This is a genomic window from Photorhabdus tasmaniensis (genome assembly GCF_011189505.1).
Lineage (GTDB): Bacteria > Pseudomonadota > Gammaproteobacteria > Enterobacterales > Enterobacteriaceae > Photorhabdus > Photorhabdus tasmaniensis.
The window spans coordinates 37,481-59,411 of the sequence record NZ_PUJU01000015.1 but is presented as its reverse complement, the minus strand read 5'-3'; the positions used below and the strand labels follow the sequence as shown (position 1 = coordinate 59,411).

Below are 21,931 nucleotides of genomic sequence, written 5' to 3'. Positions count from 1 at the left end.
CACTATTGGCAAAGAATACAATGATATAACTTCAGAAATATGTGAGTTTATAAGGAAGTATTATAAATTTGATTAACAATAATAGCATATGAGAATATATATTAATATTCCTAACAAGAATGATAATTATCTAATCGATTTAATTAATGGTAAGTCGAATTATATACATATTGATAGAAACGGATATTTTAACAATACAAAGATAGACTGGAAAAATTCTATAATTTTATCTGGTTCTTTCAATCCACTTCATAAAGGACATGAAGAATTAAAAGAAATCGCTACAGAAATGACTAAAAGAAAACCATATTATGAACTGTCAATCAAGAATGCGGTAAAACTTACAATTTCAACTGATGAAATTTTCAAGAGGATAAGACAATTCAAAGGAAAAGGTGATGTTATTTTAAGTGATGCTAAATTTTTTATTGAAAAATCACATATTTATCAAGGGGCAATTTTCGTCATTGGAGCTGATTTATGTCAAGAAATTAATAACCCTATTTATTATGGAGGTGAAGAGGAATTAAAAAAATCTCTTATGAAAATTAAGAGTAATGATTGTAGGTTTCTTGTAGCTGGACGTTTTTTTAATAATAGATATCATACAGTTAATGATTTGGTAAATATTAGAAATGAACACCGTTTTTTATTTGAATCTATTCCGGAAAATTTATTTCGCTTAGATATATCATCAACGGAAATAAGGTTAATGAACAAAGAACAGGAGATGGATCATGAGTAAAGAAAATAATAAAAAATTGCTGGATAGCAAAATTAATTTAAATTCAACATATTTAACTAAAGAGATTCAGAGAAGATTAAAGCAAGCGTCATTTATATTTAATCCAAGCCATAGAACTTTGAATTCCCAGCTAAGTAGTTCAAAAATTAAATTATTTTCTGAGATATGTGTGTTTTTGGAACGGGAAGACAACTTAGATATCCTTGCTTCTTGCATACATGATCTATGGTGTGCAAAATATTTAATCGACAATAAAACGGCTATACAAGATTCAATAACAAAACTTGAAATTGAGTACAACTTGCAAATCAATTTTTTAAAACCTTATCAAGCATTCACTGAAAAAGAGAAGAAGTTTGAGAAAAGGTTAATAAAGAGCGATTTGAGTATTATATCAGAAGTAATAAAAAATCTTTATTTATACGATGATAATATCGTATCTGATAATTTTAATTATGAAATTCTACTTTCTACAAACGATGCTATTTTTTCAGATTTAATGACAATATTAGGCCACAGTGACAGCATAATAGAAGTTGCAGCAAAAAAAATCCATGCTAGCTGGTTTGATATAATGAAAGAATTTTATGCCCATGATGAAAGAGTTCAATTCCAAGAAAAACCAAACATTAACAACTCAGATTTTATAAAAAACAGGGATGGGATACGTATTGATCTAGCAGCTATTTATATAGTACTAATGGAAATAAAATATAACAACCTTTGCATGGAGATTTGAAATGATTCATTTATTTTTATCACCCCATTTAGATGATGTAGCCTTAAGTGCGGGTGGTTTAATATATAAATTAATTTCAGAAAATCAAAAAGTGATTGTTTTAACATTTTTTACTGAGCATGACCAATATCTTACATCTCATTATTTAGACTCTGTACATAATGATAATATGAATTCATTTACAAAACTTTATTCAAAGCGAATTAATGAAGATATCGCTTTTTGCAATAAATTATCAGCTATTCCAATACATGGTAAAATTTTAGATTGTATTTACAGAGTCGATCAATGCGGTGAGCCTATATATAAGCATTCTGCCATGATTTATAGTGGCCTGGTACATAAATCAGACTATGCATCTGATATGGCTGAAGATCTTATCAACAAAACATTGTCAAATTATCAACCTGATTATATATATGCCCCTTTAGGTATAGGTCGACATGTAGATCACATCATAATAAACAATCTGGCATATAACATAAAAGGTTCACGTAATTTTAAAATATTACTTTATGAAGACTTTCCCTATGTTTTAGGTAAATATCCTACTATTAACCCAGATAGTTTGGAAAGTGCTTTATTAAGAAATAACAAATTTGATAAGAATGCCATATTGGTGGATATTGATTTAAAAGAAAAAATGCAAAATATCCTCTTTTATGAGTCTCAATTAGAACCTCTGTTTGATAACAAATCAAATCTTTTAATCTCATTGAAAGAATATCATCACTCTATTAGTAAAACCCAAATCCAAGAACGTTTTTGGTTAATTAAGTAAAGGATTCATAATGAAAAAAATATTTATAATATACCATGATCTCTTCTTGAATGGATATGGCGGGGTAGAAACTGTATGTTCAAATTTAATAGATTTGATTAACCGTGCCAACATTGAAATTAATTTCATTTTCATATCCCTAAATAAGATAAACAGAATTGAAAACCGTACTTGGTTATCTCATGCTCAGCATATCTCCTTGGCATCAAGTAGTGACGAATCTCACCAAGATATTGCATGTGAATTGTCCTTGATATTAGAAAGACTCCACCCCGAGATTCTAATCAGTTTAGACACTACATCCTGCAATATTGCTCGACTTTCTTGTAAAAAAATTAATTTCCCGGTAAGAACTTACTCTTGGCTGCATACCTCCATTAGGGATCCTACCTTACAGAAAATTAAAGATTTGTGCTGTGCTGACGAGCACATTGTAATCAGTTCTGGTTTAAGAGACCAAATGTTATCCTTTGGAATAAAAAGAGAGAAACTTCATCTTATTTTCAACCCTATCAAAATGAACTCTTTTATAATTTCTCAACCCCAAAATATAGCTAGATTCTTATATGTTGGAAGAATTCTTGCCTACAAGTCAAAAAATCTAACTGAACTATTTTTAGCTCTTTCCCAATTGTATGGTCATTGGGAGTTACATATGATAGGTTCCGGTGATGATGAGGATTATTTAAAAGAATTATCTTCACAACTTAATATAAATAACAATATTATTTGGCACGGTTGGAAAGATCAGCCTTGGAAATTTGTTATGGATAGTATAAAAGAAGTGTCAGCTTTTATTTTAACATCAAAATATGAAGGTTTTGGTATGGTATTAGCGGAAGCAATATCTTATGGTATCTATTGTATAAGTTCAGATTGTAAGTGTGGTCCAAACGATATTATTAATGATTTAAATGGTGAACTTTATGGATCAGGTAGTATTCTTGAGTTGTCTAAAAAATTACAACTCATTATTAATGAATATAAAACAAGAGATCATCATGCAATAAAAAATTCTATTGCCTTTCTTTACGAAGATAATTTCCTGTTAAGAATGACTAAAGCTTTATCCCTGCGCTGACAGTCCTATGGATTGTTAGCTATCCATCTCCCCTAATCCTAAAAGTTCGTTTCACGCTCAATGAGAATTTAGGGGGGAGAATTCCGCAGTTTTATTAATTAAAAATCGGCTTTACACTGAAAATGCATTGGGGTTCCATAGGCCGGATGGGTGATATAGAGCCCTTGTGCATGTAATTGCAGGCGAGGAGACATTGCTCTTGCCTGCTGATGGGCGTAAAACCGATCTCCCAGAATAGGGTGCTCAAGTGCCAGCATATGTACCCTGAGCTGATGTGAACGACCTGTTATCGGTGAGAGTTTTACCCGGGTCGCTTCATCTTCATAAGCGAGTACTTCGTATTCAGTTTGAGCTGATTTTCCGGTTTCAAAACAAACTTTCTGCTTTGGTCGGTTCGGCCAGTCACAAATTAATGGTAGATCGACAATACCGGTTTCTGGTTCCAGATGTCCCCAAACCCGTGCAATATAGGTTTTTTTCGGTTCCCGTTCACGGAACTGGCGTTTCAATTCACGCTCCGCATCTTTGATCAATGCAACCACCATTACGCCGCTGGTTGCCATATCCAGCCGGTGAACAGACTCTGCTGTCGGAAACTGCTGCTGTATCCGCGTCATAATACTGTCTTTATGTTCTTCTGCCCGGCCAGGAACAGAGAGTAGCCCACTGGGTTTATTAACCACAATGATGTGTTGATCCTGATAGAGCACATGTAACCATGGGTCGGTGGGAGGGTTATAAGCTTCCATTGAGGCTCCGGTAGCAGAATATCAAGGGAGGCACAGGAATGGGGGGCTTGGTGAGAAACGCCCCATCCCGGTCTAGCCTCTGGGTATTGCTAATACTTACTGGTGTGTAACAACAACAAGGCGGATAGCATCCAGACGCCAGCTTGCCTGATTCAGGTTAAGCAGTAACTGTTGGCGATTAGATTCAATCGCTTCCAACTCATCATCACGAATATTCGGATTGACGGCTTTAAGTGCTTCCAGGCGGGAAAGCTCAACGGTGAGTTTTTCATCAGCTTCCTGTTTCGCTTGTTCAATCAACGATTGAGCCTGAGTTTCTATCAAACCTTCTGCCTGTTGTAAAATAGCGTGAACTTCTTTTTGTACCGCATTAACCAGTTTACTCGCAGTATGACGATTAACTGCGTTAAGCTGGCGGTTAAAGCTTTCAAATTCCACCTGACCAGCCAGATTGTTGCCTTTCAAATCCATCAGTACCCGCAATGGGGTTGGTGGCAGGAAACGGGTCAATTGCAGATGTTTTGGCGCTTGTGCTTCAACCACATAAATCAGCTCTACCAGCAAGGTTCCAACGGGTAAGGCTTTATTTTTCAAAAGAGAGACAGCACAGCTGCCGGTATCACCAGAAAGGATCAGATCCAACCCATTACGGATAATCGGGTGTTCCCAACTGATAAACTGGGCATCTTCACGGGACAGTGCTTGTTCACGATCGAATGTGATAGTACAGCCATCTTGTGGCAGCCCTGGGAAATCCGGAACCAACATATGATCGGAGGGTGTCAGCACTATCATGTTATCGCTGCGATCTTCCTGATTGATACCAACGATATCAAACAAGTTGAGAGAAAAATTCACTAATTCAGTATCATTATCATACTTTGAAATTTTTTCTGCTAACTGTAAGCCATGTTCTCCGCCATTGGAGTTCATTTCCAGCAACCGGTCACGGCCTTGCTCCAGTTGTGATTTGAGCTGCTCATGTTGTTGGCGGCATTGTTCAATAAATTCACCAAATTTATCCTGTTCATTCGGTTTGGCAAGATAGTTCAGCAGAGTTTCATAATAGTTATCGTAGATAGTACGGCCAGTTGGGCAGGTGTGTTCGAATGCATCCAGACCTTCGTGATACCACCGGATCAGAACGGCCTGTGCGGTATTTTCCAGATAGGGCACACTGATTTGGATATCACGGCTTTGGCCGATACGATCCAGACGTCCGATACGTTGTTCCAATAAATCCGGGTTGAATGGCAAATCGAACATGACTAACTGGTTGGCGAACTGGAAGTTACGGCCTTCTGAGCCAATTTCGGAGCACAGCAACACCTGTGCCCCCTCTTCTTCAGAAGCAAAGTAGGCTGCGGCGCGGTCACGTTCAACCAGTGATAATCCTTCATGGAAAACGGCACCGCGAATGCCTTCGCGTTCACGCAGTACCTGTTCCAGGTGCAGAGCTGTGGTCGCTTTAGCACAAATCACCAGCACTTTTTCATCACGGTTTGCCGTCAGGAAACCCAGCAGCCATTCTACGCGGGGATCAAAATTCCACCATGTCGCGTTTTCGCCTTCAAATTCCTGATAAATCTGCTCTGGGTAAAGCATATCCCTTGCGCGTGATTCCAGCGATTTTTTAGCGCCCATAATATCGGAGACTTTAATGGCTGTTTGATATTGAGTTGGCAGAGGTAATTTAATCTGGTGCAGTTCCCGATGAGGAAAGCCTTTCACGCCATTACGGGTATTACGGAACAGAATACGGCTGGTGCCGTGGCGATCCATCAGCATGGAAATCAGTTCACGGCGTGCGATTTCACTTTCATCACTATTACTGTTGGCGGCTTTCAGCAAAGGCTCAATGTCCTGCTCACTAATCAGCTCACCCATCAGATTTAATTGATTATTGTTAAGTTGTTCACCCGATAATAGCAGAGTTACGGCATCAGCAACTGGGCGGTAGTTTTGTTGTTCGTCGATAAAAGCCTGATAATCATGAAAACGGCTTGGATCAAGCAGGCGCAGGCGGGCAAAATGGCTCTCCTGCCCTAACTGCTCTGGTGTGGCGGTTAGTAGCAGTACACCAGGGATCTGTTCAGCTAATTCTTCAATAACCTGGTATTCACGACTGGGTGCATCTTCACTCCAGGCCAGATGGTGAGCTTCATCCACCACCATCAGATCCCAATTAGCTTCAAGCATATGCTCAAAACGTTGTTTATTACGGCGGACAAAATCCAGTGAACAAAGTATCAGTTGTTCTGTTTCAAATGGATTATCGCTGTCATGTCGGGCTTCGGTATAGCGGCTATCATCAAACAGGGCAAAACGTAGATTAAAACGGCGCAGCATCTCTACCAGCCATTGGTGTTGAAGACTGTCTGGCACAATAACCAGAACACGTTCAGCGCGACCTGCCAGCAATTGCTGGTGGATGATCATCCCGGCTTCAATGGTTTTACCCAAGCCGACTTCATCAGCCAACAATACCCTTGGAGCGTGGCGTTTGCCGACTTCATTCGCGATATGAAGCTGATGGGGGATCAGGCTCGCGCGGATACCCCGCAGACCACTTTCAGCCAGTTTAAATTGTTCACTTTGATATTTGCGAGCGCGAAAGCGCAAGGCAAAGCGATCCATGCGGTCAATCTGACCGGCAAACAAGCGATCCTGTGGCTTGTTGAAGGTGAGCTTGCTGTCGAGGAACACTTCGCGCAGACTGACATTTTCTTCCTGAGTATCAAGACGTATGCCTGTATAAATAATCAGGCTATTCTCTTGTTGGACTTCATCCACTTTGAGTTGCCAGCCTTCATGGCTGGTGACAACATCCCCCGAGTTAAACATAACGCGGGTAATAGGAGAATCATTGCGGGCGTAAAGGCGGTTTTCACCGCTGGCAGGAAAAAGCAAAGTGACCATTCGTGCGTCCAATGCAACAACGGTTCCTAATCCAAGTTCGCTTTCTGTATCGCTGATCCAGCGTTGACCGAGGGTAAATGGCATAAATTTTGACTCAGTTTCTGTTAGATAAATGTTATTTATAGGTGAAGGACGACAGCTTTTGTTTGATTTAACGAAGATAATGGGCAGATAGCAAGATGCTCACAAATCGCCTGATCACTCGTCAAAGGGGCGATATGTTAATGGAAGCAAAGCCAGTCGTCACCTGTAAAAAATAGTAATCAACCAAATAGTATTTAACCAAAAGGCATGATCAACTGTCCGGTGAGCAAAGTTATAAAATCATCCTGTAAAAATGGCAGGATAGCATCAGCGATACGGTCCAATCGTTTACAGTAGATTAGTTTATCACCAAATTTTCCTTTTAGGGTACTGGTAACATAACTACGAATAAACGCCTGATAAAATTGTTCAAGAAAAACCAGAGCATACAGTTGCTTCTGAAAATCCTGAGCCAGAGGTGTCTGGTCAACATAGAGTGATGTTGATAGATAAAACGTCTGAGACTGGTGCAATCGTGTTCGAAAGGCACCCAATCCTGCTCATCAAAAACATCGGAGATAATAAATGCAGTGCGTTCCCTGACTTGTTTCAGGTAGCCATTGAGGGCAAGGGTTTCTCTCAGTACAGGCAGGTATAATCCCTCACTTACGCAATTAAAACCCAACAACTTGAAATATCAAATTTAGAAGAATCAGACATAACCATTCGCTAATAAATAACCTTCCTAAAATTTATCATTATTTATTCAACATTTTATAAAAACGAAAAAATATAATTGGGAAATATGTTTATATGTAAGAAATTATATTATTAAGAGATTAAATTTTTTATGTGAAAATAATCTTTGGGCTTTAAATGTTGGCTTTACAAGAACAGCATAATAATAAATCATTAATAAGAATTTAATATGTATAGTTTAATTTCTTGATTATTTAAATATTAATGAAATTAGGCGGATGGATTATTTATTTGTGGTGATATTTATAATGTCTTGAGTTATTTTTAATTTATCTATAGGAATAGAATAATAGAAAACGTATTACATTTGTTTTTAGCAATACGTTTTTAATATTATTTGGCTTTATTTTTATGCGTATTTCTATAATTGCACACTGCCAAGAATTAAAGTGACAGTAATGATGGATAATAACGTAGTCCATGTGATAATAGATGCCATTGCTTCATGGTCGCCTCCCATTTGTCTAGCTAATATATAAGCATTACCAGCACAAGGTACTGCGGAATATAGAATAGCAATGTTTGCAGGAACGCCTGATGCACCCAAGTATTTAATTATTAATATGGTTATCAATGGCATTACAAGCAATTTTAATATTGTTGCGTAGGAGATCGAAAGTATCTTTCTTATGTGCATATTAATGATCAACCCCGCTCCTACAGACATTAAGCTTAATGGTGTCGCTGCATTTGATAAATAGACAAAAAGTTGCTTAATTGAGCCGGTAATATGAATATTAAAAAAGTTTAGTAACACACCAATAATAGCACCAATAATTAGCGGATTTTTGGCTAAAGCAAGAATAGCACCACTGAGGCTCTTTTTACTTCCACTGCCATAATGATTCATTACCAATACACTCATAATATTAGTAATAATTATCATATAGGCTACGAAAAATCCAGATAATACAACCCCGTCACTGCCGAATAGTGATTGTGAAAGTGCGATAAAAACATATGAATTATATCTAACTCCACCTTGAAAGATAGAGGTAAATAGAGCAGGAGTAGTATTAAAGAAAAATCTGCCAGTAAAAATAACAATAGCAATGATGATTGTTGAACTTATCGTTGATACTATTGGGTAGAAGTTATTAGAGCCAGAGAAATTAGCTTCGCTAATATCTAAGATTAATAAAGTAGGAAAAAAGAGATAGTAAACAAATTTATCAGAAAAGTGCCAGAAATTAGAAACGTCTTTTATGTATTTCTTGGATAAGAAACCAAGAGTAATTAGCATGAATATGGGCAGAATTGAAAAGAAAACATTTAACATCTGAAGTTCCTTCTAAATAGAGAAAACTCTGTGTTCAATTTGGTTTAAATATCTATGATTCCAAAGATTTGATGAGATAAATACACGTTGCAACCAACGTAATGGCGTTCCTATATTGTCGAATGTTGGAGAAAATTTATCTCTTGAATGCAAAGTAAATCTGTTATCGATATATAATAAATCACCTGGGTTAATATGTATTCCTACCGAATTTTCTTTAATCAAACTATAGAATTTTTCCAAAGCAACTTCAGCTTTTGCTGTACTGGCTGCTATCATACCAGGATAAAATACAGCGCTAATGTCGGGTAATATATGATTTTCTGATATAAGTGAAACGAGGTGGGTTTCTTCTTTTCCAATCAATGTGGATTGTCTCCAGCGGTAAGGCAATTTAATACTGTACAATGGTGCAGCTAATGTTTCTATATCCTCTTTTTCTAATTGAGCAATGGATAGACGTGAATCGGATATTCGTGTCAGAGGGCCATTGGGATCATGCCTGATTCCTGTAAGTAGCAAGCCGAGTGGTGAAACATTATATTGTTCAAAATGCTTTAAAGCTGCATTTTCAATATGAAAGTCAAGTTCAACATCAAACCCTAAACTCGTATATTCGCTTTTTGATTCATGAGTCGGAATAAGGTTATTAATTAATTCTTTACCTTCAAAAAACATCGAATATGGCTCACCGATGAGTGACGCTATGCCGGTTAAAATATTTTCACTAATATTTCCTGATTTTGCTGATGGGATATATTGGTTTGGTGATGGAGAGAAAAATATTTCACAATCTATTGGAACATTCTTTAAAATTATGTATGGCCGAGGATTTATAGATGCCCGCTGTTTATTTAGCGCTGATATTATCCTTATAGGTAAAAAAGACATCATTGCGGATCTTACTGCATGAATATATGAATCACTCCCGGTAGGATCGTAATCAATTTTGTTTAATGCTAAAAAGAGGTCATGTTTTTCTTGCATGGTTAATTGAAATAAATTCTGATAATCCATTCATCATTCTCTTTGAAAAATAATAATGTTAAATAACCTCAAAAGAAGAAATATGTTACATTTATTATTCGGTTTTAAAACTAAAATTAACAGATAGTGTGATGTTCATCACCTTAAAAAATGATTGCGTTTAATTGTTTTTTTGAACTATTAGGATGCAATAGAAACCCTCTTTATGATAAGGAATGATTTCGGTAACGTGATCGTCTAAAAATCAATTTAAATAGAGTGATGTACCTATGTTCGTTAATAGACAGGTCGATTAGGAAGTATAGGCAATTTAGTACCCATTCTAATTCCAAGCTAAGGATAGCTTCAATAATTACCTTTTTTACATTATTTTGATAAGGCATGAATTTAACACCGTGAAAATAATAAAAAATTCTCTTAAATTCGAAATTAAACAAACGAAAACATGAGAGCAAAATTTTTCACATAGGTTGTTGGTGATATCCATGAGATTATCTCATATGTGATAAAACCGTCATTTTTAATTTGTAATAACAAAAGTTGAATTTCGGGATTGAACTCGCCAATAGTGTAAAAAAAGGGAATGCCGTAGTATTCCCCTCATTTTTATTGAAACCTATCGTTCTAATTTATATCAACACTTTCATATCCATTATCGCTTGGATATATAAAAACATTTTTACCACTTAATTTATCCACATAACCTCTAACAGACACCTTCATATTTGAATTACCCATAGCACCATACCAATCATTAATTTTATCAAATTTAGAACCTAATTTTCTAAAGTTAACTACCGAAAAATTAATGAAAATACTTAAGTATTTTACTCCACCATTTCTTATGGTTTATATCTATATCATAGGCATCATCAAGGCCATCACCTACAATCACAATATAAAAATGGTTATCCAATAGATCTTTGGGGTTTTTCTCTGGTAATGTAGGATTTGCATCAAAGAACACAAATGATCTTGTCATATTAAAAGGTGAACTTTGCCCTATATATTTACCATGCTTGTCATATAGAACAACAAATATAGGATCTCTCTCCGTTATTTGGTAGTAAACCCCAAATAAATTAATGGGTAATGGATTGTAATATTTTGCTATATATTCTCCATTTCTATCGCTTATCTCTCTTTCCTTCTTTAAAAAAGTCACATGTGATAAAAAAAACCACCATAAAAAAAATATTAATACAATGAAATAAAAAATATATTTTATGGTTTTTTTCATATTCATAAATAAATCACTCTGTCTTTATCTAAAGGAAGCATCCATAAAACATCAGAGAAAACTATAAAATCCCCACCTTCTTTGCGCCTTTTCTGCCATGCTCTAAAATCAAGATTTTGGATAGGGACATAACCTGAATATTCACCAGCTAATTCTTTCCATTGCATGCCATCATAGTAGCCTTTGAATAACAACATTTTAGTTTTACTTAATACTCCATTTTTACCCCAAACGCCAAGAAATTCTTCATCACCGACAAAATCATATGTATCTTTTATATACAGCCCAATTGATTCAGTAATAAATACATCTTTGTTATTAATTTTATCTACATATCCCTTTACTGCCATTTTTAATAATGCTTTACCTATAGCTCCATAATAATCATTGATTTTATCTGTCATAGAGCCTATCGGATGTCTATTAACTTGTGCGTATGTATCCAATTCGATAACTGAATCTGAATAACCTAGTTTTGTTACGTTATTCATTAATCTCTTTTTTAATAGTCCAATTCCATTAACAGATGACCAATTGTGCATTAAATGCTCTATTCCTTCCTGTACTTGTATATATTTCTTGGCCCATGACATTTTTACAATTGAATCATTATATCTTTCTGGTGGGATCAGGGTAGCATCCCCTCTAACATATTTATCCTTAAGATCTTTATGGTCGAAAAAAGAAAAATCAGGTTTAATACTAAACCAATGCCGCATTAATTTTGGAGCCATTTCCCAACCCATTCTCTCCATTGCATCAGGAATTTGATTTAAATAAAAGATATCCATTTCAATCTCTGTAACAGCCCCACCCTTAATCGTTTTAGTTTTTAAAATAGCCATAATTAGAGCCCTATTCTTGTTTGATATAAATATTCAACTTCGATAGTTTCTTCTTTTTTTGTTTCGAACTGTTTTGTCACACCAGATGTTTTAAACATATCTTCTATTAATCCTTTTTCTGTTCTCACTCCATATGCAATATTTGGACAAACATCGCCCTGATGTTTAAGTTTGAATTGCTTGCTAAACAAAGAAGTGATAACCGTTTCAATCCGTGGCTTAATATTTGAGAATCCAGAAAATAGCGGCTTTTCCTCTTCACGCCCAGCTAATTGCGAAATACTATAACCTGTCGTTCCGGCTGCAAGGTGACTGCACGAAATAGACTTGTAATCAAGCATAACGACTTCATACGGAATTACTCCGTTGTCGTCTATTGAATGCGGATAATTGTAGGAAACATTAACAATGGTGGCACCTGTCAGTTTGATTTCATAAAAAAACTCCAACTGCCCCATTGGGCTTGTCCGATAACACATAAATCTCGCATCCAACAACTCGTTACCATCTATCGCCATCGCTAACAAGGGCGAGGATTTATCAAGGAGCTTCACAAAGCTGACAGGGTGATGATGGACGTTCTGGTTGCGGCTCATCATCTCTGATGCTATAAGCAGAAGTACCCGCATGGTCACAGAAGGAAGTAATCGAAATACCAAGCCATATCCTGTTCCCATTTATTCTGACAGCGATGGCATTAATAACGCCTAATTAGAATCGACCTTCCTACCCAAAATAGCCGCTTCAGAAACAGTACCGGCAACCAATGCATTGGTTGAACCGTCATAATGAATATTGCCATCAACAATTAATAAAGCGCGGTCAGCTATACGGGCGGCATCATCCAGATTATGCGAAACCATCAGCAAAGTAAGCTGGCGTTCATTGCAAACTTGCTCCAGCAATACCAGCATTTCATTACGCAAGGCTGGATCAAGCGCGGAAAAGGGCTCATCAAGTAACAAAATTGGCTGCTGGCGTACTAAACAACGCGCTAATGCTGCCCGTTGTCGTTGTCCACCAGAAAGTTGAGCAGGCAAACGAGTAAGACAATCTTCCAACGAAACCTGGGAGACTATTTGCTGTAACGTCTGTTGCTGTTTGCTATTAAGGCGTAATCCGGGATGTAATCCCAACCCAATATTCTGTTCAATCGTCAGATGAGAGAAGAGGTTATTTTCTTGAAATAACATGGATACGGGGCGCTGAGAAGGTGGCGTATTGGTGTGATTTTCTCCATTCAGCCATACGGAACCTTTTTCTGCTGTTTGAAAACCGGCGATCAGGTTCAGTAATGTACTTTTACCTGCCCCACTGGGCCCAAGAATGGCGATACGCTCCCCAGCCTGAATCTGCAAGTCAAAGATCATCATCAGATGTTCATAGGTGTAAGCCAAATTCTTAAGTTTAAGCATTACGTCGCCCCGGTAAGCGTTCAAGTAAACTAAACAGCATAAAACATAATAATAACAGCAATAAGGCGGTGACTGCTCCATCTTGACTACGATAAGCCCCTATTTGCTGGTACAGATAGAAAGGAAGTGTACGGAAATCTTCATTACCAAACAGCGCGACAACACCAAAATCCCCAATCGAAAGGACACAAGCAAAAGCCAGAGCTTGCGCCAGCGGGATTTTCAATGCTTTTAGCTCAATCCAACGCAGTCGGTTAATACCTTGAATGTTCAGGGATCGGCACAGCGGATTATAGCGGGCTGCCAGATCTTTCATGGGATTATCCAGAACTTTCAATGCATAAGGAATCGCCATCAGTGCGTTGGTTAAAATCACCAGACCATAGGGCGAGCGGGGCAAGCCGATGGTGCCGTTAAGGAGTAGAAAAAAACCGGTTGCCAGCACAATGCCGGGCATAGCCAGGATCAACAAACCGCTTATTTCCATCGCTTGTCCCCAGCGGGGTGAATAACGCAGGTACAGCTCGCGGCTGCTCCACAGCAACATCATCGTAAATAAAACACACAATAATCCAGCGCCTAACGCAATCACAATGGATGTGATAAATGCCTGCCACAATACAGGCTGGCGTAATACAGGCTGGCGTAATACGTTGAATAACCCGCTGTTCAGACCATCTACGACAACAGCCAACAATGGGGGAACCAGCAGTAACAATGCTGCGATAATTAACATGCTGTCACAGATTTTTCTCAGCAAAGTATCTTGTGGATTACGCCACTGCTGTTGATTGCTATAGCCGATGGACAGAGCACGGTTAAGTTTCTGACTAAGAAGAACAAGACCAAGACAGCAAGTCAGCTGAATCAAAGCCAGTAACGCGGCACGGCCGAGATCGTAGTCATAGCTTAACGCCTGATAGATTGCCAACTCGACAGTTGTTGCCGCAGGCCCGCCACCTAAAGCCAGCACTGTGGCAAAACTGGCGAAGCAGAGCATAAAAATCAGCGCGCCGGTTGGCAGGATTTGGCGGCGCAGGTAAGGCCATTCAACGAAACGAAAATGTTGCCATTCATTCATGCCTAACTGTGCGGCTAACTGCCGTTGTTCCACCGCAATGTTTTCCAGTGATTGCAGTAACAACCGTGTTGCCAGTGGCATATTAAAGAAGATATGCGCCAGCAAAATTCCCTGTAAACCGTAAGGTGTAAAATGGTAATTGATACCGGCCCATTCACAGAACTGCGCCAGCCAACCGACTCTGCCATAGACAGTCAGAATACCGAACAGAGCGACCAATACAGGCAAAACCAGCGTCATAGCACACAGGCGCAGAAACAAGGTTCGGCCCGGAAAATGACGGCGGTAGAGTGCCCGGGAAAGAAAAATAGCGGGCATAACAGAAAACAGAGCCGATAAAAAAGCTTGCCAGAATGTAAAACGCACCACATGCCACAAATAGCGATCTTCTGTCAGCAAGTACCAATCTCCTTCAGGCGCGTTAAACCAAAGTGTACCGAATGCCAATAAAGCGACCAATAGCAAAAGACCGGAGGCAATTGCCCCCGGCAACAGCCATCCGGCTATTAGCGGCTGACAGCGCTTTGCCATGCACGAATCCATTGGTTACGGTGTTTTGCGACGTCTTCCGCACGGTACTGTAATGATTTTTCTGGTATTGAAAGCTGTGAATAAACTTCTGGTAGTTGAATATCAATGACCGGATACATCCAGTTAGTGGTTGGAATTTCCTGTTGGAAAGCTGGAGTTAATATAAACCGCATAAATTTCTGGGCAAGTTCCGGTTGCTTGCTGGAGGCCAGTTGGGCGGCAACTTCGACTTGCAAGTAATGACCTTCACTAAACGTTGCCGCAGCATAATAGTCTTTCTTCTCAGACAAAATGTGATAGCCCGGTGAAGATGTATAGCTCAGGACCAAATCGCCTTCGCCTTTGAGGAACAGACCATAAGCTTCACTCCAGCCTTTGGTGACTGTCAGTGTTTTCTTTGCCAGTTTTTGCCAGGCTTGTGGGGCATCATCACCATAAATTTTCTGCATCCACAACAGCAAACCTTGCCCTGGTGTGCTGGTACGGGGATCTTGATAGATTACTTTCCAGTTATTGTGACTGTTAATCAGTTCATCCATGCTCTTTGGCGGATTTGGCAACGTATTTTTGTTGTAAATGAAGGCAAAGTAACCATAGTCATAAGGAATAAATACGTTGTTATTCCATGGCACAGGCAGTTTCAGTTTGCGGGTATCTACTTGGCTTTCAGTGAACAGACCGGTTTGTTGGGCCGCTTGAATCAAGTTGTTATCCAGACCAAGGATAATATCGGCAGCCGTTCGCTTTCCCTCCATTCTGAGGCGGTTGAGCAGGGACACACCATCTTCCAGAGCAACAAATTTCAGTTCACAGTCACATTCAGCTTCAAACGCTTTTTTAATCGCAGGCCCTGGTCCCCATTCGGTGGCAAAAGAATCATAGGTGTAGACAGTTAATACCGGCTTTGCCTGTGCAACCTGACTCAATAACAAAGCAGAGGCTGACAGTACCGTCAGTACGATTAATTTCGAAAATAACGTCTTAAACACTTTGCTCTCCTTAATTTAAGAGGATTGGCAAAGGATCTGAGGGCGCGCTAAACGAAAAGATAATTTCAGTGAAACAATTAGCAGCTCAAATCCCTACGCCAGTATTAGCCAGATCAGGTTCGGCGGGTTTACTCTCAGCAAGACTGTTTTAAACAGCCAGCACCCCGTTGAGATGGCGCTATTGTAGAGATTTAGCTAGCGACTGCAAAGTCCAATGATAGAGGTTTACCACTTGAGGGTAGTGTGAAACAATTAGTCATCTTTCAAATTTAGTTTATTGAGGTAGTCTGGTGATCGATGATGATGGCTACCGCCCGAATGTAGGAATTGTAATTTGTAATCGACAAGGCCAGGTTTTGTGGGCCCGGCGTTATGGGCAACATTCCTGGCAATTCCCTCAGGGGGGGATTAATCCGGGGGAATCACCAGAGCAGGCTATGTATCGGGAACTGTATGAAGAAGTGGGTTTGGGCCGGAAGGATGTACGCGTTCTGGCCTCTACCCGTAATTGGTTACGTTACAAATTACCCAAGCGTTTGGTGCGTTGGGATACAAGACCTGTCTGTATTGGTCAAAAACAGCGGTGGTTTTTATTACAACTGCTTTGTAATGAAGAAGATATTAATGTGCAGCACAGTAATACCCCGGAGTTTGATGGCTGGCGCTGGGTCAGCTATTGGTATCCTGTCCGGCAGGTTGTCTCTTTTAAACGTGATGTTTACCGGCGTGTGATGAAAGAATTTGCTTCGGTTGTGATGCCAATGCAAGAAAGCATATCGTTGTCGCGTTCTTCATATTCTTATCGTCGCAAAAGAAGTTAGGTTAACACCATGCTTATGCGCTTACGGGAAATTGTTGAAAAAGTTGCTATGGCAACCAATCTGGCCGAAGCGCTTGAGCTATTGGTGAATGAGACTTGCCTGGCGATGAGCACAGATGTGTGCTCTATCTATCTTGCTGATCATCAACGGCAGTGTTATTACCTGATGGCAACCCGAGGATTGAGGAAACCCCGAGGAAGAATTGTCAGCCTGGCATTTGGTGAGGGAGTGGTTGGACAAGTTGGTCAATTATCTGAACTGATTAATTTGGCGGATGTACGCAGCCATCCCAGTTTCAAATACCTGCCTCAGGTTAAGGAAGATAACTTCCGTGCTTTTTTAGGGGTTCCGGTTATTTATCGTCGTCAGTTGCAAGGGGTTCTGGTCGTTCAGCAGCAGGAACAACGCTTGTTTAATGAAACCGAAGAATCCTTTATGGTGACGCTTGCGACACAGCTGGCCGTGATCCTTGCTCAGGCTCAGACCAAGGGCGTGTTTGGTCACTACCGGCAGACTCGAATTAAAGCATTGGCAATTTCTAATGGCATCGTCATGGCCCAAGGGTGGCAGGATTGTTCCCAGCCCTCATTTGAGCAAATTTTTGAAGCATCAACCCTTGATCATGCAGCGGAACGTTCTCGTCTGATTCAGGCACTTGAAGATACGATGGCGGAATGCCGGCGGCTCAGTAAGCGTTTTACTACCGGTTCTCAAAAAGAGAGCGCCGCGATTTTTGATCTCTATTCCTACCTTTTGAATGATCCTCAATTGAAACAAGATCTGTTTTCTTGTATTGAGCAAGGGTCTGTCGCGCAATGGGCGGTTAAACAAGTTATTGAGAAATACGCAGAACAATTCACCCGCTTACAAGACGCCTATATGCGGGAAAGGGCATCGGATCTGCGGGCACTTGGGCAACGATTACTGTTTCATCTGGATGATTCACCGACTGTCAGCCATCAGTGGCCTGAATGGTTTATTCTGGTTGCTGATGAACTGAGTGCTAACCTATTGGCAGAAATGCCGCAGGAAAGATTAGCCGGGGTTATTGTTCGTGATGGCGCGACACATTCACACTCTGCCATATTGGTTCGTGCGATGGGGATCCCGGCCATTATGGGGGCTGATATCCAGCCGGAACTTCTGCACAATCGTATGCTGATCCTTGATGGTTTCCGTGGCGAAGTTTTTATTGAACCTGAACCGCTGATTTCTCAGGAATATAAACAGATCATCGAAGAAGAAAAAGCACTTAGCAAACTGGCTGAAGGGGATGTTGATCGGGAAGCGCGTCTCAAAAGTGGTGAGCGTATTCTTGTTCAACTTAATGCGGGGTTGAGTCTGAAATATGAGTTACAGATAGGCAACAATATTGATGGTGTTGGTCTCTATCGAACCGAAATACCCTTTATGTTGCACTGTGGTTTCCCCTCCGAAGAGGAACAAAAAGCCCGTTATCAGGAGATGTTGCAATTATTTCCCGATAAACCGGTGGTATTGCGTACACTTGATATCGGTGCGGATAAACAACTGCCATATATGCCCATCAGCGAAGAAAACCCTTGTTTGGGGTGGCGCGGTATACGGGTGACACTGGATCAACCGGAAATTTTTCTTATTCAGCTTAGGGCTATGCTCCGAGCTAACGTTAATCGCGGTAATTTGAAAATACTTCTGCCCATGATCACCAGTATGGAAGAAATTGATGAATCCAAGCGGTTGATTGACAGAGCCAAAAAGGAAGTTGAGCAAATTCTGGCACGCCAGATACCTATGCCGCAACTTGGCGTGATGATAGAAGTTCCTTCGGCCATCTTTCTCTTGCCACAACTCAAGAACAGAGTCGATTTTGTTTCTATTGGCACCAATGACTTGACCCAGTATCTGTTGGCCGCAGATCGAAATAACACCCATGTCGCTTCCCTTTATGACTGTTTGCACCCGGCTGTAATTCGGGCATTAAAACTGGTATTTGAAAATAGCCGGCAAGCAGGTCTTGCTATCAATATTTGTGGTGAAATGGCAGGTTCTCCTATGGGTGCTCTGCTATTAATTGGCCTTGGCTATCGTAGCCTGAGTATGAGTGGTTGTAGCGTGCCAAGGATTAAATATTTATTACGTCATTTGGAGAGGGTTCAGGTTGAGAAGTTGATGACTGAAATACTACAGGCTGAAACCAGTGTAAGAGTAAAGGAGTTGTCAGCAGCGTTTATGGAGCAGCATGGGATTGGTGGTTTGGTCAGAGGCGGAATTTAATCCGTTTAGCGGCTTAACTATGATTCGCAATCATTTGTCTTAGGGTATTCATTTTAAATATTAAGTGGGGAACGATGAGTAACAGCTACCTGGCATTTCCTAATATTGACCCGGTTATTTTTTCAGTAGGTCCCGTATCCCTTCATTGGTATGGTTTTATGTACTTGGTAGGGTTTGTATTCGCCATGTGGCTGGCGACACGCAGGGCCGCGAAACCCCATAGTGGTTGGGCAAAAAACGAAGTAGAGAACTTGCTCTATGCAGGTTTTGTTGGCGTCTTTGTTGGTGGCCGTCTTGGCTACGTACTGTTTTATAATCTCCCTGCCTTTCTCGATAACCCGCTTTATTTGTTTAAAGTTTGGGATGGAGGAATGTCTTTCCACGGTGGCTTGATGGGGGTTATCTGCGCAATGTGGTTATTTGGCCGCAGAACTAAACGCCACTTCTTACAAGTTGCTGATTTTATTGCACCGTTAGTCCCTTTTGGCCTAGGTATGGGGCGAATTGGCAATTTTATTAATGGTGAGTTATGGGGGCGTGTCACATTGGATACACCATGGGCAATGTTATTCCCAAGCTCCCGTAGTGAAGATATGGCACTGGCAGCAACTGACCCTTCACTGTTATCAATACTTGAACAATATGGCGTTCTTCCCCGTCACCCTTCACAACTCTACGAAATGGCGTTAGAGGGGATCGTCCTGTTTATTATTTTAAATTTATATATCCGTAAACCTCGTCCAATGGGCAGTGTTTCCGGCCTGTTCTTAATTGGCTACGGTGTTTTCAGGATAATAGTGGAATTCTTCCGTCAACCGGATGCACAACTGGGTTTATTCGATGGGATCAGCATGGGACAAATTCTTTCTGTTCCAATGATCCTGGCGGGAATTTTAATGATGATATGGGCATACAAACACCAAGGTAATAAGGTACAAGAGGTAAAATGAAACAGTATCTGGACTTAATGAAAAAAGTGCTTGAAGAAGGCGCTCCGAAAGCAGACCGCACCGGGACGGGGACTGTCTCCATTTTCGGGCATCAGATGCGTTTCAATTTGCAGGATGGTTTCCCACTGGTGACAACTAAACGTTGTCATATCCGCTCAATTATTCATGAGCTTCTTTGGTTCCTGAATGGTGATACGAATATCAAATACCTGCATGAAAATAGTGTCACTATTTGGGATGAATGGGCGGATGAGAACGGCGATTTGGGGCCTGTGTATGGTAAACAATGGCGTGCATGGGGAACGGCAGATGGCCGCCAGATCGACCAACTGAAAACGGTGCTGGAGCAGCTTAAAAGCGATCCGGATTCACGCAGGATCATTGTTTCGGCCTGGAACGTCGGTGAACTGGATAAAATGGCATTAGCACCGTGCCATGCTTTCTTCCAGTTCTATGTTGCGGATGGCAAACTGTCCTGCCAGCTTTACCAGCGCTCTTGTGACGTATTCCTTGGCTTGCCGTTCAATATCGCCAGCTATGCATTGTTGGTTCATATGATGGCACAGCAGTGTGATCTGGCAGTGGGGGATTTTGTCTGGACTGGTGGTGACACTCATCTTTATAACAACCATATGGAACAGACACAATTACAGCTCAGTCGTGAGCCGCGTTCATTGCCAAAACTGGTCATAAAGCGTAAGCCGAAATCACTTTTTGATTATAAGTTTGATGATTTTGACATTGTCGATTATGACCCGTATCCAGGAATAAAGGCACCGGTTGCTATTTAGTTGCTTGGTTATTAGCAACAATCTGGAGGGAGACAATTTATGATAAATTGTCTCCCTGAGGGAACAGATAAAGCTAATCGATAAAAACTGCGCTAGAAACCTTAAAACGTGTACTCAAGGCTTTTATATGGGTTACTGTTAGCGACCTCGTTCCACTCAGAATTTGTGATACGAGGGAAGCTCCCCCGATTTCGTTTTTAAGGTCGGCTTGTTTAAGGCCGTGTTGATCCATCAGAACCCGCAGGGCTGCAACCCCGGTAGGAATATTTTCAATAGCCTGATTAAATTCTGCAAATTCAGGCGCAGTATCTTCATAGCGTTCAATTGCAGTAGCTAGAATTTCAATTAACCCTTTGTTATTTTCATAGTTTTTGAAAAGCTCATCAATCAAAGCCAGTGCTTCTTTGTGCTGTTCTGAGGTATTGATGTAGGTCAGCCAAGGGATCTCTGAAAACAGAGCGTTAGCCCGTTCCTGAACGACTACAAAATTGATCATGCTCTGTTTCTCCGGTAGTAGTCGGTTAACTTGTCGTATTCTGTGTGGGATACGATGTGTTTAATGTAACAGTGCCCCATTGAAAACTCGATAAAGGCCAATAACCGGACATTGTTACCACCAATATCGATACACCACCATCGATCGCGATACTTAAAACGATCAAGACTGGGAAAATACTGCTTTAATTCAAGCGGGGTTTTAACATGGAGTGACTTAAGTAGGAGATATACACCCTGTATAGCGTCACGCTCATTGGGAAAACGCTTTTGCGCCTCAATAAATGGTGTTCTGGATATGACCCGCATTGTTCCCCTTCCTTAGCTGTTCGGATAGTATACTCTAAAAATAAAATTTTACAATATGTAAAGTTTTATTTTGCAAAATGTGAACATTCAATGGTGTTGATATTAATAAAATAGACTCTACAGGAATAGATACCGAAACAGTTCA

General features: G+C 40.1%; 22 protein-coding genes and 1 riboswitch. Of the genes, 8 read left to right on the top strand and 14 right to left on the bottom strand.

Annotated elements, in window-relative coordinates; all coding sequences use genetic code 11:
- Positions 1-88 precede the first annotated feature (88 nt).
- Genes C5471_RS09195 through waaB form a run of 4 tightly spaced genes read left to right on the top strand, consistent with a single transcriptional unit; the run spans position 89 to position 3,346 of the window.
- Positions 89-745, top strand: a complete 657-nt coding sequence (locus tag C5471_RS09195; protein WP_207627273.1) for a nucleotidyl transferase family protein — start codon at positions 89-91, stop codon at positions 743-745.
- Positions 738-1,484 carry a hypothetical protein gene (locus C5471_RS09190; protein ID WP_133813697.1) on the top strand — a complete coding sequence of 249 codons (747 nt, stop codon included), beginning with the start codon at positions 738-740 and terminating at the stop codon, positions 1,482-1,484. The genes C5471_RS09195 and C5471_RS09190 overlap by 8 nt, the downstream gene beginning before the upstream one ends.
- Before the next feature lies 1 nt (position 1,485).
- Positions 1,486-2,265: a PIG-L family deacetylase gene (locus tag C5471_RS09185; RefSeq protein WP_133813698.1), complete on the top strand. Its 780-nt coding sequence runs from the start codon at positions 1,486-1,488 to the stop codon at positions 2,263-2,265.
- Positions 2,266-2,275: 10 nt separating this feature from the next.
- Complete coding sequence (gene waaB / locus C5471_RS09180; RefSeq protein ID WP_133813699.1) at positions 2,276-3,346, top strand: lipopolysaccharide 1,6-galactosyltransferase; 1,071 nt, start codon at positions 2,276-2,278, stop codon at positions 3,344-3,346.
- 98 nt (positions 3,347-3,444) lie between these two features.
- Here the strand turns inward: waaB and rluA are convergent, their stop codons facing one another.
- The 12 genes from rluA to thiB all read right to left on the bottom strand — a co-directional run bounded on the left by rluA (position 3,445) and on the right by thiB (position 16,164).
- Positions 3,445-4,095, bottom strand: coding sequence for a bifunctional tRNA pseudouridine(32) synthase/23S rRNA pseudouridine(746) synthase RluA (gene rluA, locus C5471_RS09175; protein WP_133813700.1), 651 nt, complete (start codon positions 4,093-4,095; stop codon positions 3,445-3,447).
- 96 nt (positions 4,096-4,191) lie between these two features.
- Complete coding sequence (rapA, locus tag C5471_RS09170; protein ID WP_166295814.1) at positions 4,192-7,098, bottom strand: RNA polymerase-associated protein RapA; 2,907 nt, start codon at positions 7,096-7,098, stop codon at positions 4,192-4,194.
- A gap of 194 nt (positions 7,099-7,292) precedes the next feature.
- Positions 7,293-7,592, bottom strand: a complete 300-nt coding sequence (locus C5471_RS23945; protein WP_133813701.1) for a hypothetical protein — start codon at positions 7,590-7,592, stop codon at positions 7,293-7,295.
- A 566-nt stretch (positions 7,593-8,158) separates the two neighbouring features.
- A complete protein-coding gene (locus C5471_RS09160; protein WP_133813702.1) occupies positions 8,159-9,076 on the bottom strand; it encodes an AEC family transporter in 918 nt (305 codons plus the stop codon).
- A 12-nt stretch (positions 9,077-9,088) separates the two neighbouring features.
- Positions 9,089-10,093, bottom strand: coding sequence for a TauD/TfdA family dioxygenase (locus tag C5471_RS09155; RefSeq protein WP_133813703.1), 1,005 nt, complete (start codon positions 10,091-10,093; stop codon positions 9,089-9,091).
- A gap of 594 nt (positions 10,094-10,687) precedes the next feature.
- A complete protein-coding gene (locus C5471_RS24300) occupies positions 10,688-10,822 on the bottom strand; it encodes a hypothetical protein (RefSeq protein WP_422630918.1) in 135 nt (44 codons plus the stop codon).
- Positions 10,823-10,868: 46 nt separating this feature from the next.
- Positions 10,869-11,309 carry a DUF6201 family protein gene (locus tag C5471_RS09150; RefSeq protein WP_133813704.1) on the bottom strand — a complete coding sequence of 147 codons (441 nt, stop codon included), beginning with the start codon at positions 11,307-11,309 and terminating at the stop codon, positions 10,869-10,871.
- A complete protein-coding gene (locus C5471_RS09145) occupies positions 11,306-12,148 on the bottom strand; it encodes a DUF6402 family protein (RefSeq protein WP_133813705.1) in 843 nt (280 codons plus the stop codon). Before C5471_RS09145 ends, C5471_RS09150 begins: the two co-directional genes overlap by 4 nt.
- Before the next feature lie 2 nt (positions 12,149-12,150).
- Positions 12,151-12,747: a type VI secretion system tube protein TssD gene (tssD, locus tag C5471_RS09140; RefSeq protein ID WP_242688630.1), complete on the bottom strand. Its 597-nt coding sequence runs from the start codon at positions 12,745-12,747 to the stop codon at positions 12,151-12,153.
- Positions 12,748-12,855: 108 nt separating this feature from the next.
- Positions 12,856-13,563: a thiamine ABC transporter ATP-binding protein ThiQ gene (thiQ, locus tag C5471_RS09135; RefSeq protein ID WP_133813707.1), complete on the bottom strand. Its 708-nt coding sequence runs from the start codon at positions 13,561-13,563 to the stop codon at positions 12,856-12,858.
- On the bottom strand, positions 13,556-15,175 hold the full coding sequence (gene thiP, locus C5471_RS09130) for a thiamine/thiamine pyrophosphate ABC transporter permease ThiP (protein WP_133813708.1): 1,620 nt from the start codon (positions 15,173-15,175) through the stop codon (positions 13,556-13,558). The genes thiQ and thiP overlap by 8 nt, the downstream gene beginning before the upstream one ends.
- A complete protein-coding gene (thiB, locus tag C5471_RS09125; protein WP_133813709.1) occupies positions 15,151-16,164 on the bottom strand; it encodes a thiamine ABC transporter substrate binding subunit in 1,014 nt (337 codons plus the stop codon). The genes thiP and thiB overlap by 25 nt, the downstream gene beginning before the upstream one ends.
- A gap of 72 nt (positions 16,165-16,236) precedes the next feature.
- Positions 16,237-16,341, bottom strand: a riboswitch (TPP riboswitch).
- 113 nt (positions 16,342-16,454) lie between these two features.
- On the opposite strand from thiB, the gene rppH reads away from it, so the two are divergent.
- The 4 genes from rppH (at position 16,455) to thyA (ending at position 20,982) form a co-directional block, all read left to right on the top strand.
- Positions 16,455-16,985: an RNA pyrophosphohydrolase gene (rppH, locus tag C5471_RS09120; RefSeq protein ID WP_046974115.1), complete on the top strand. Its 531-nt coding sequence runs from the start codon at positions 16,455-16,457 to the stop codon at positions 16,983-16,985.
- 9 nt (positions 16,986-16,994) lie between these two features.
- Complete coding sequence (gene ptsP / locus C5471_RS09115) at positions 16,995-19,241, top strand: phosphoenolpyruvate--protein phosphotransferase (protein WP_133813710.1); 2,247 nt, start codon at positions 16,995-16,997, stop codon at positions 19,239-19,241.
- A gap of 74 nt (positions 19,242-19,315) precedes the next feature.
- Positions 19,316-20,191 (top strand): prolipoprotein diacylglyceryl transferase, encoded by an 876-nt coding sequence (gene lgt, locus C5471_RS09110; protein WP_133813711.1) that lies wholly within the window; start codon positions 19,316-19,318, stop codon positions 20,189-20,191.
- Positions 20,188-20,982, top strand: coding sequence for a thymidylate synthase (gene thyA / locus C5471_RS09105; RefSeq protein ID WP_133813712.1), 795 nt, complete (start codon positions 20,188-20,190; stop codon positions 20,980-20,982). Before lgt ends, thyA begins: the two co-directional genes overlap by 4 nt.
- 73 nt (positions 20,983-21,055) lie before the next feature.
- Here the strand turns inward: thyA and C5471_RS09100 are convergent, their stop codons facing one another.
- Positions 21,056-21,478 (bottom strand): helix-turn-helix domain-containing protein, encoded by a 423-nt coding sequence (locus C5471_RS09100; RefSeq protein WP_133813713.1) that lies wholly within the window; start codon positions 21,476-21,478, stop codon positions 21,056-21,058.
- Positions 21,475-21,786 carry a type II toxin-antitoxin system HigB family toxin gene (locus tag C5471_RS09095; RefSeq protein WP_133813714.1) on the bottom strand — a complete coding sequence of 104 codons (312 nt, stop codon included), beginning with the start codon at positions 21,784-21,786 and terminating at the stop codon, positions 21,475-21,477. The genes C5471_RS09100 and C5471_RS09095 overlap by 4 nt, the downstream gene beginning before the upstream one ends.
- Between the last annotated feature and the right edge of the window lie 145 nt (positions 21,787-21,931).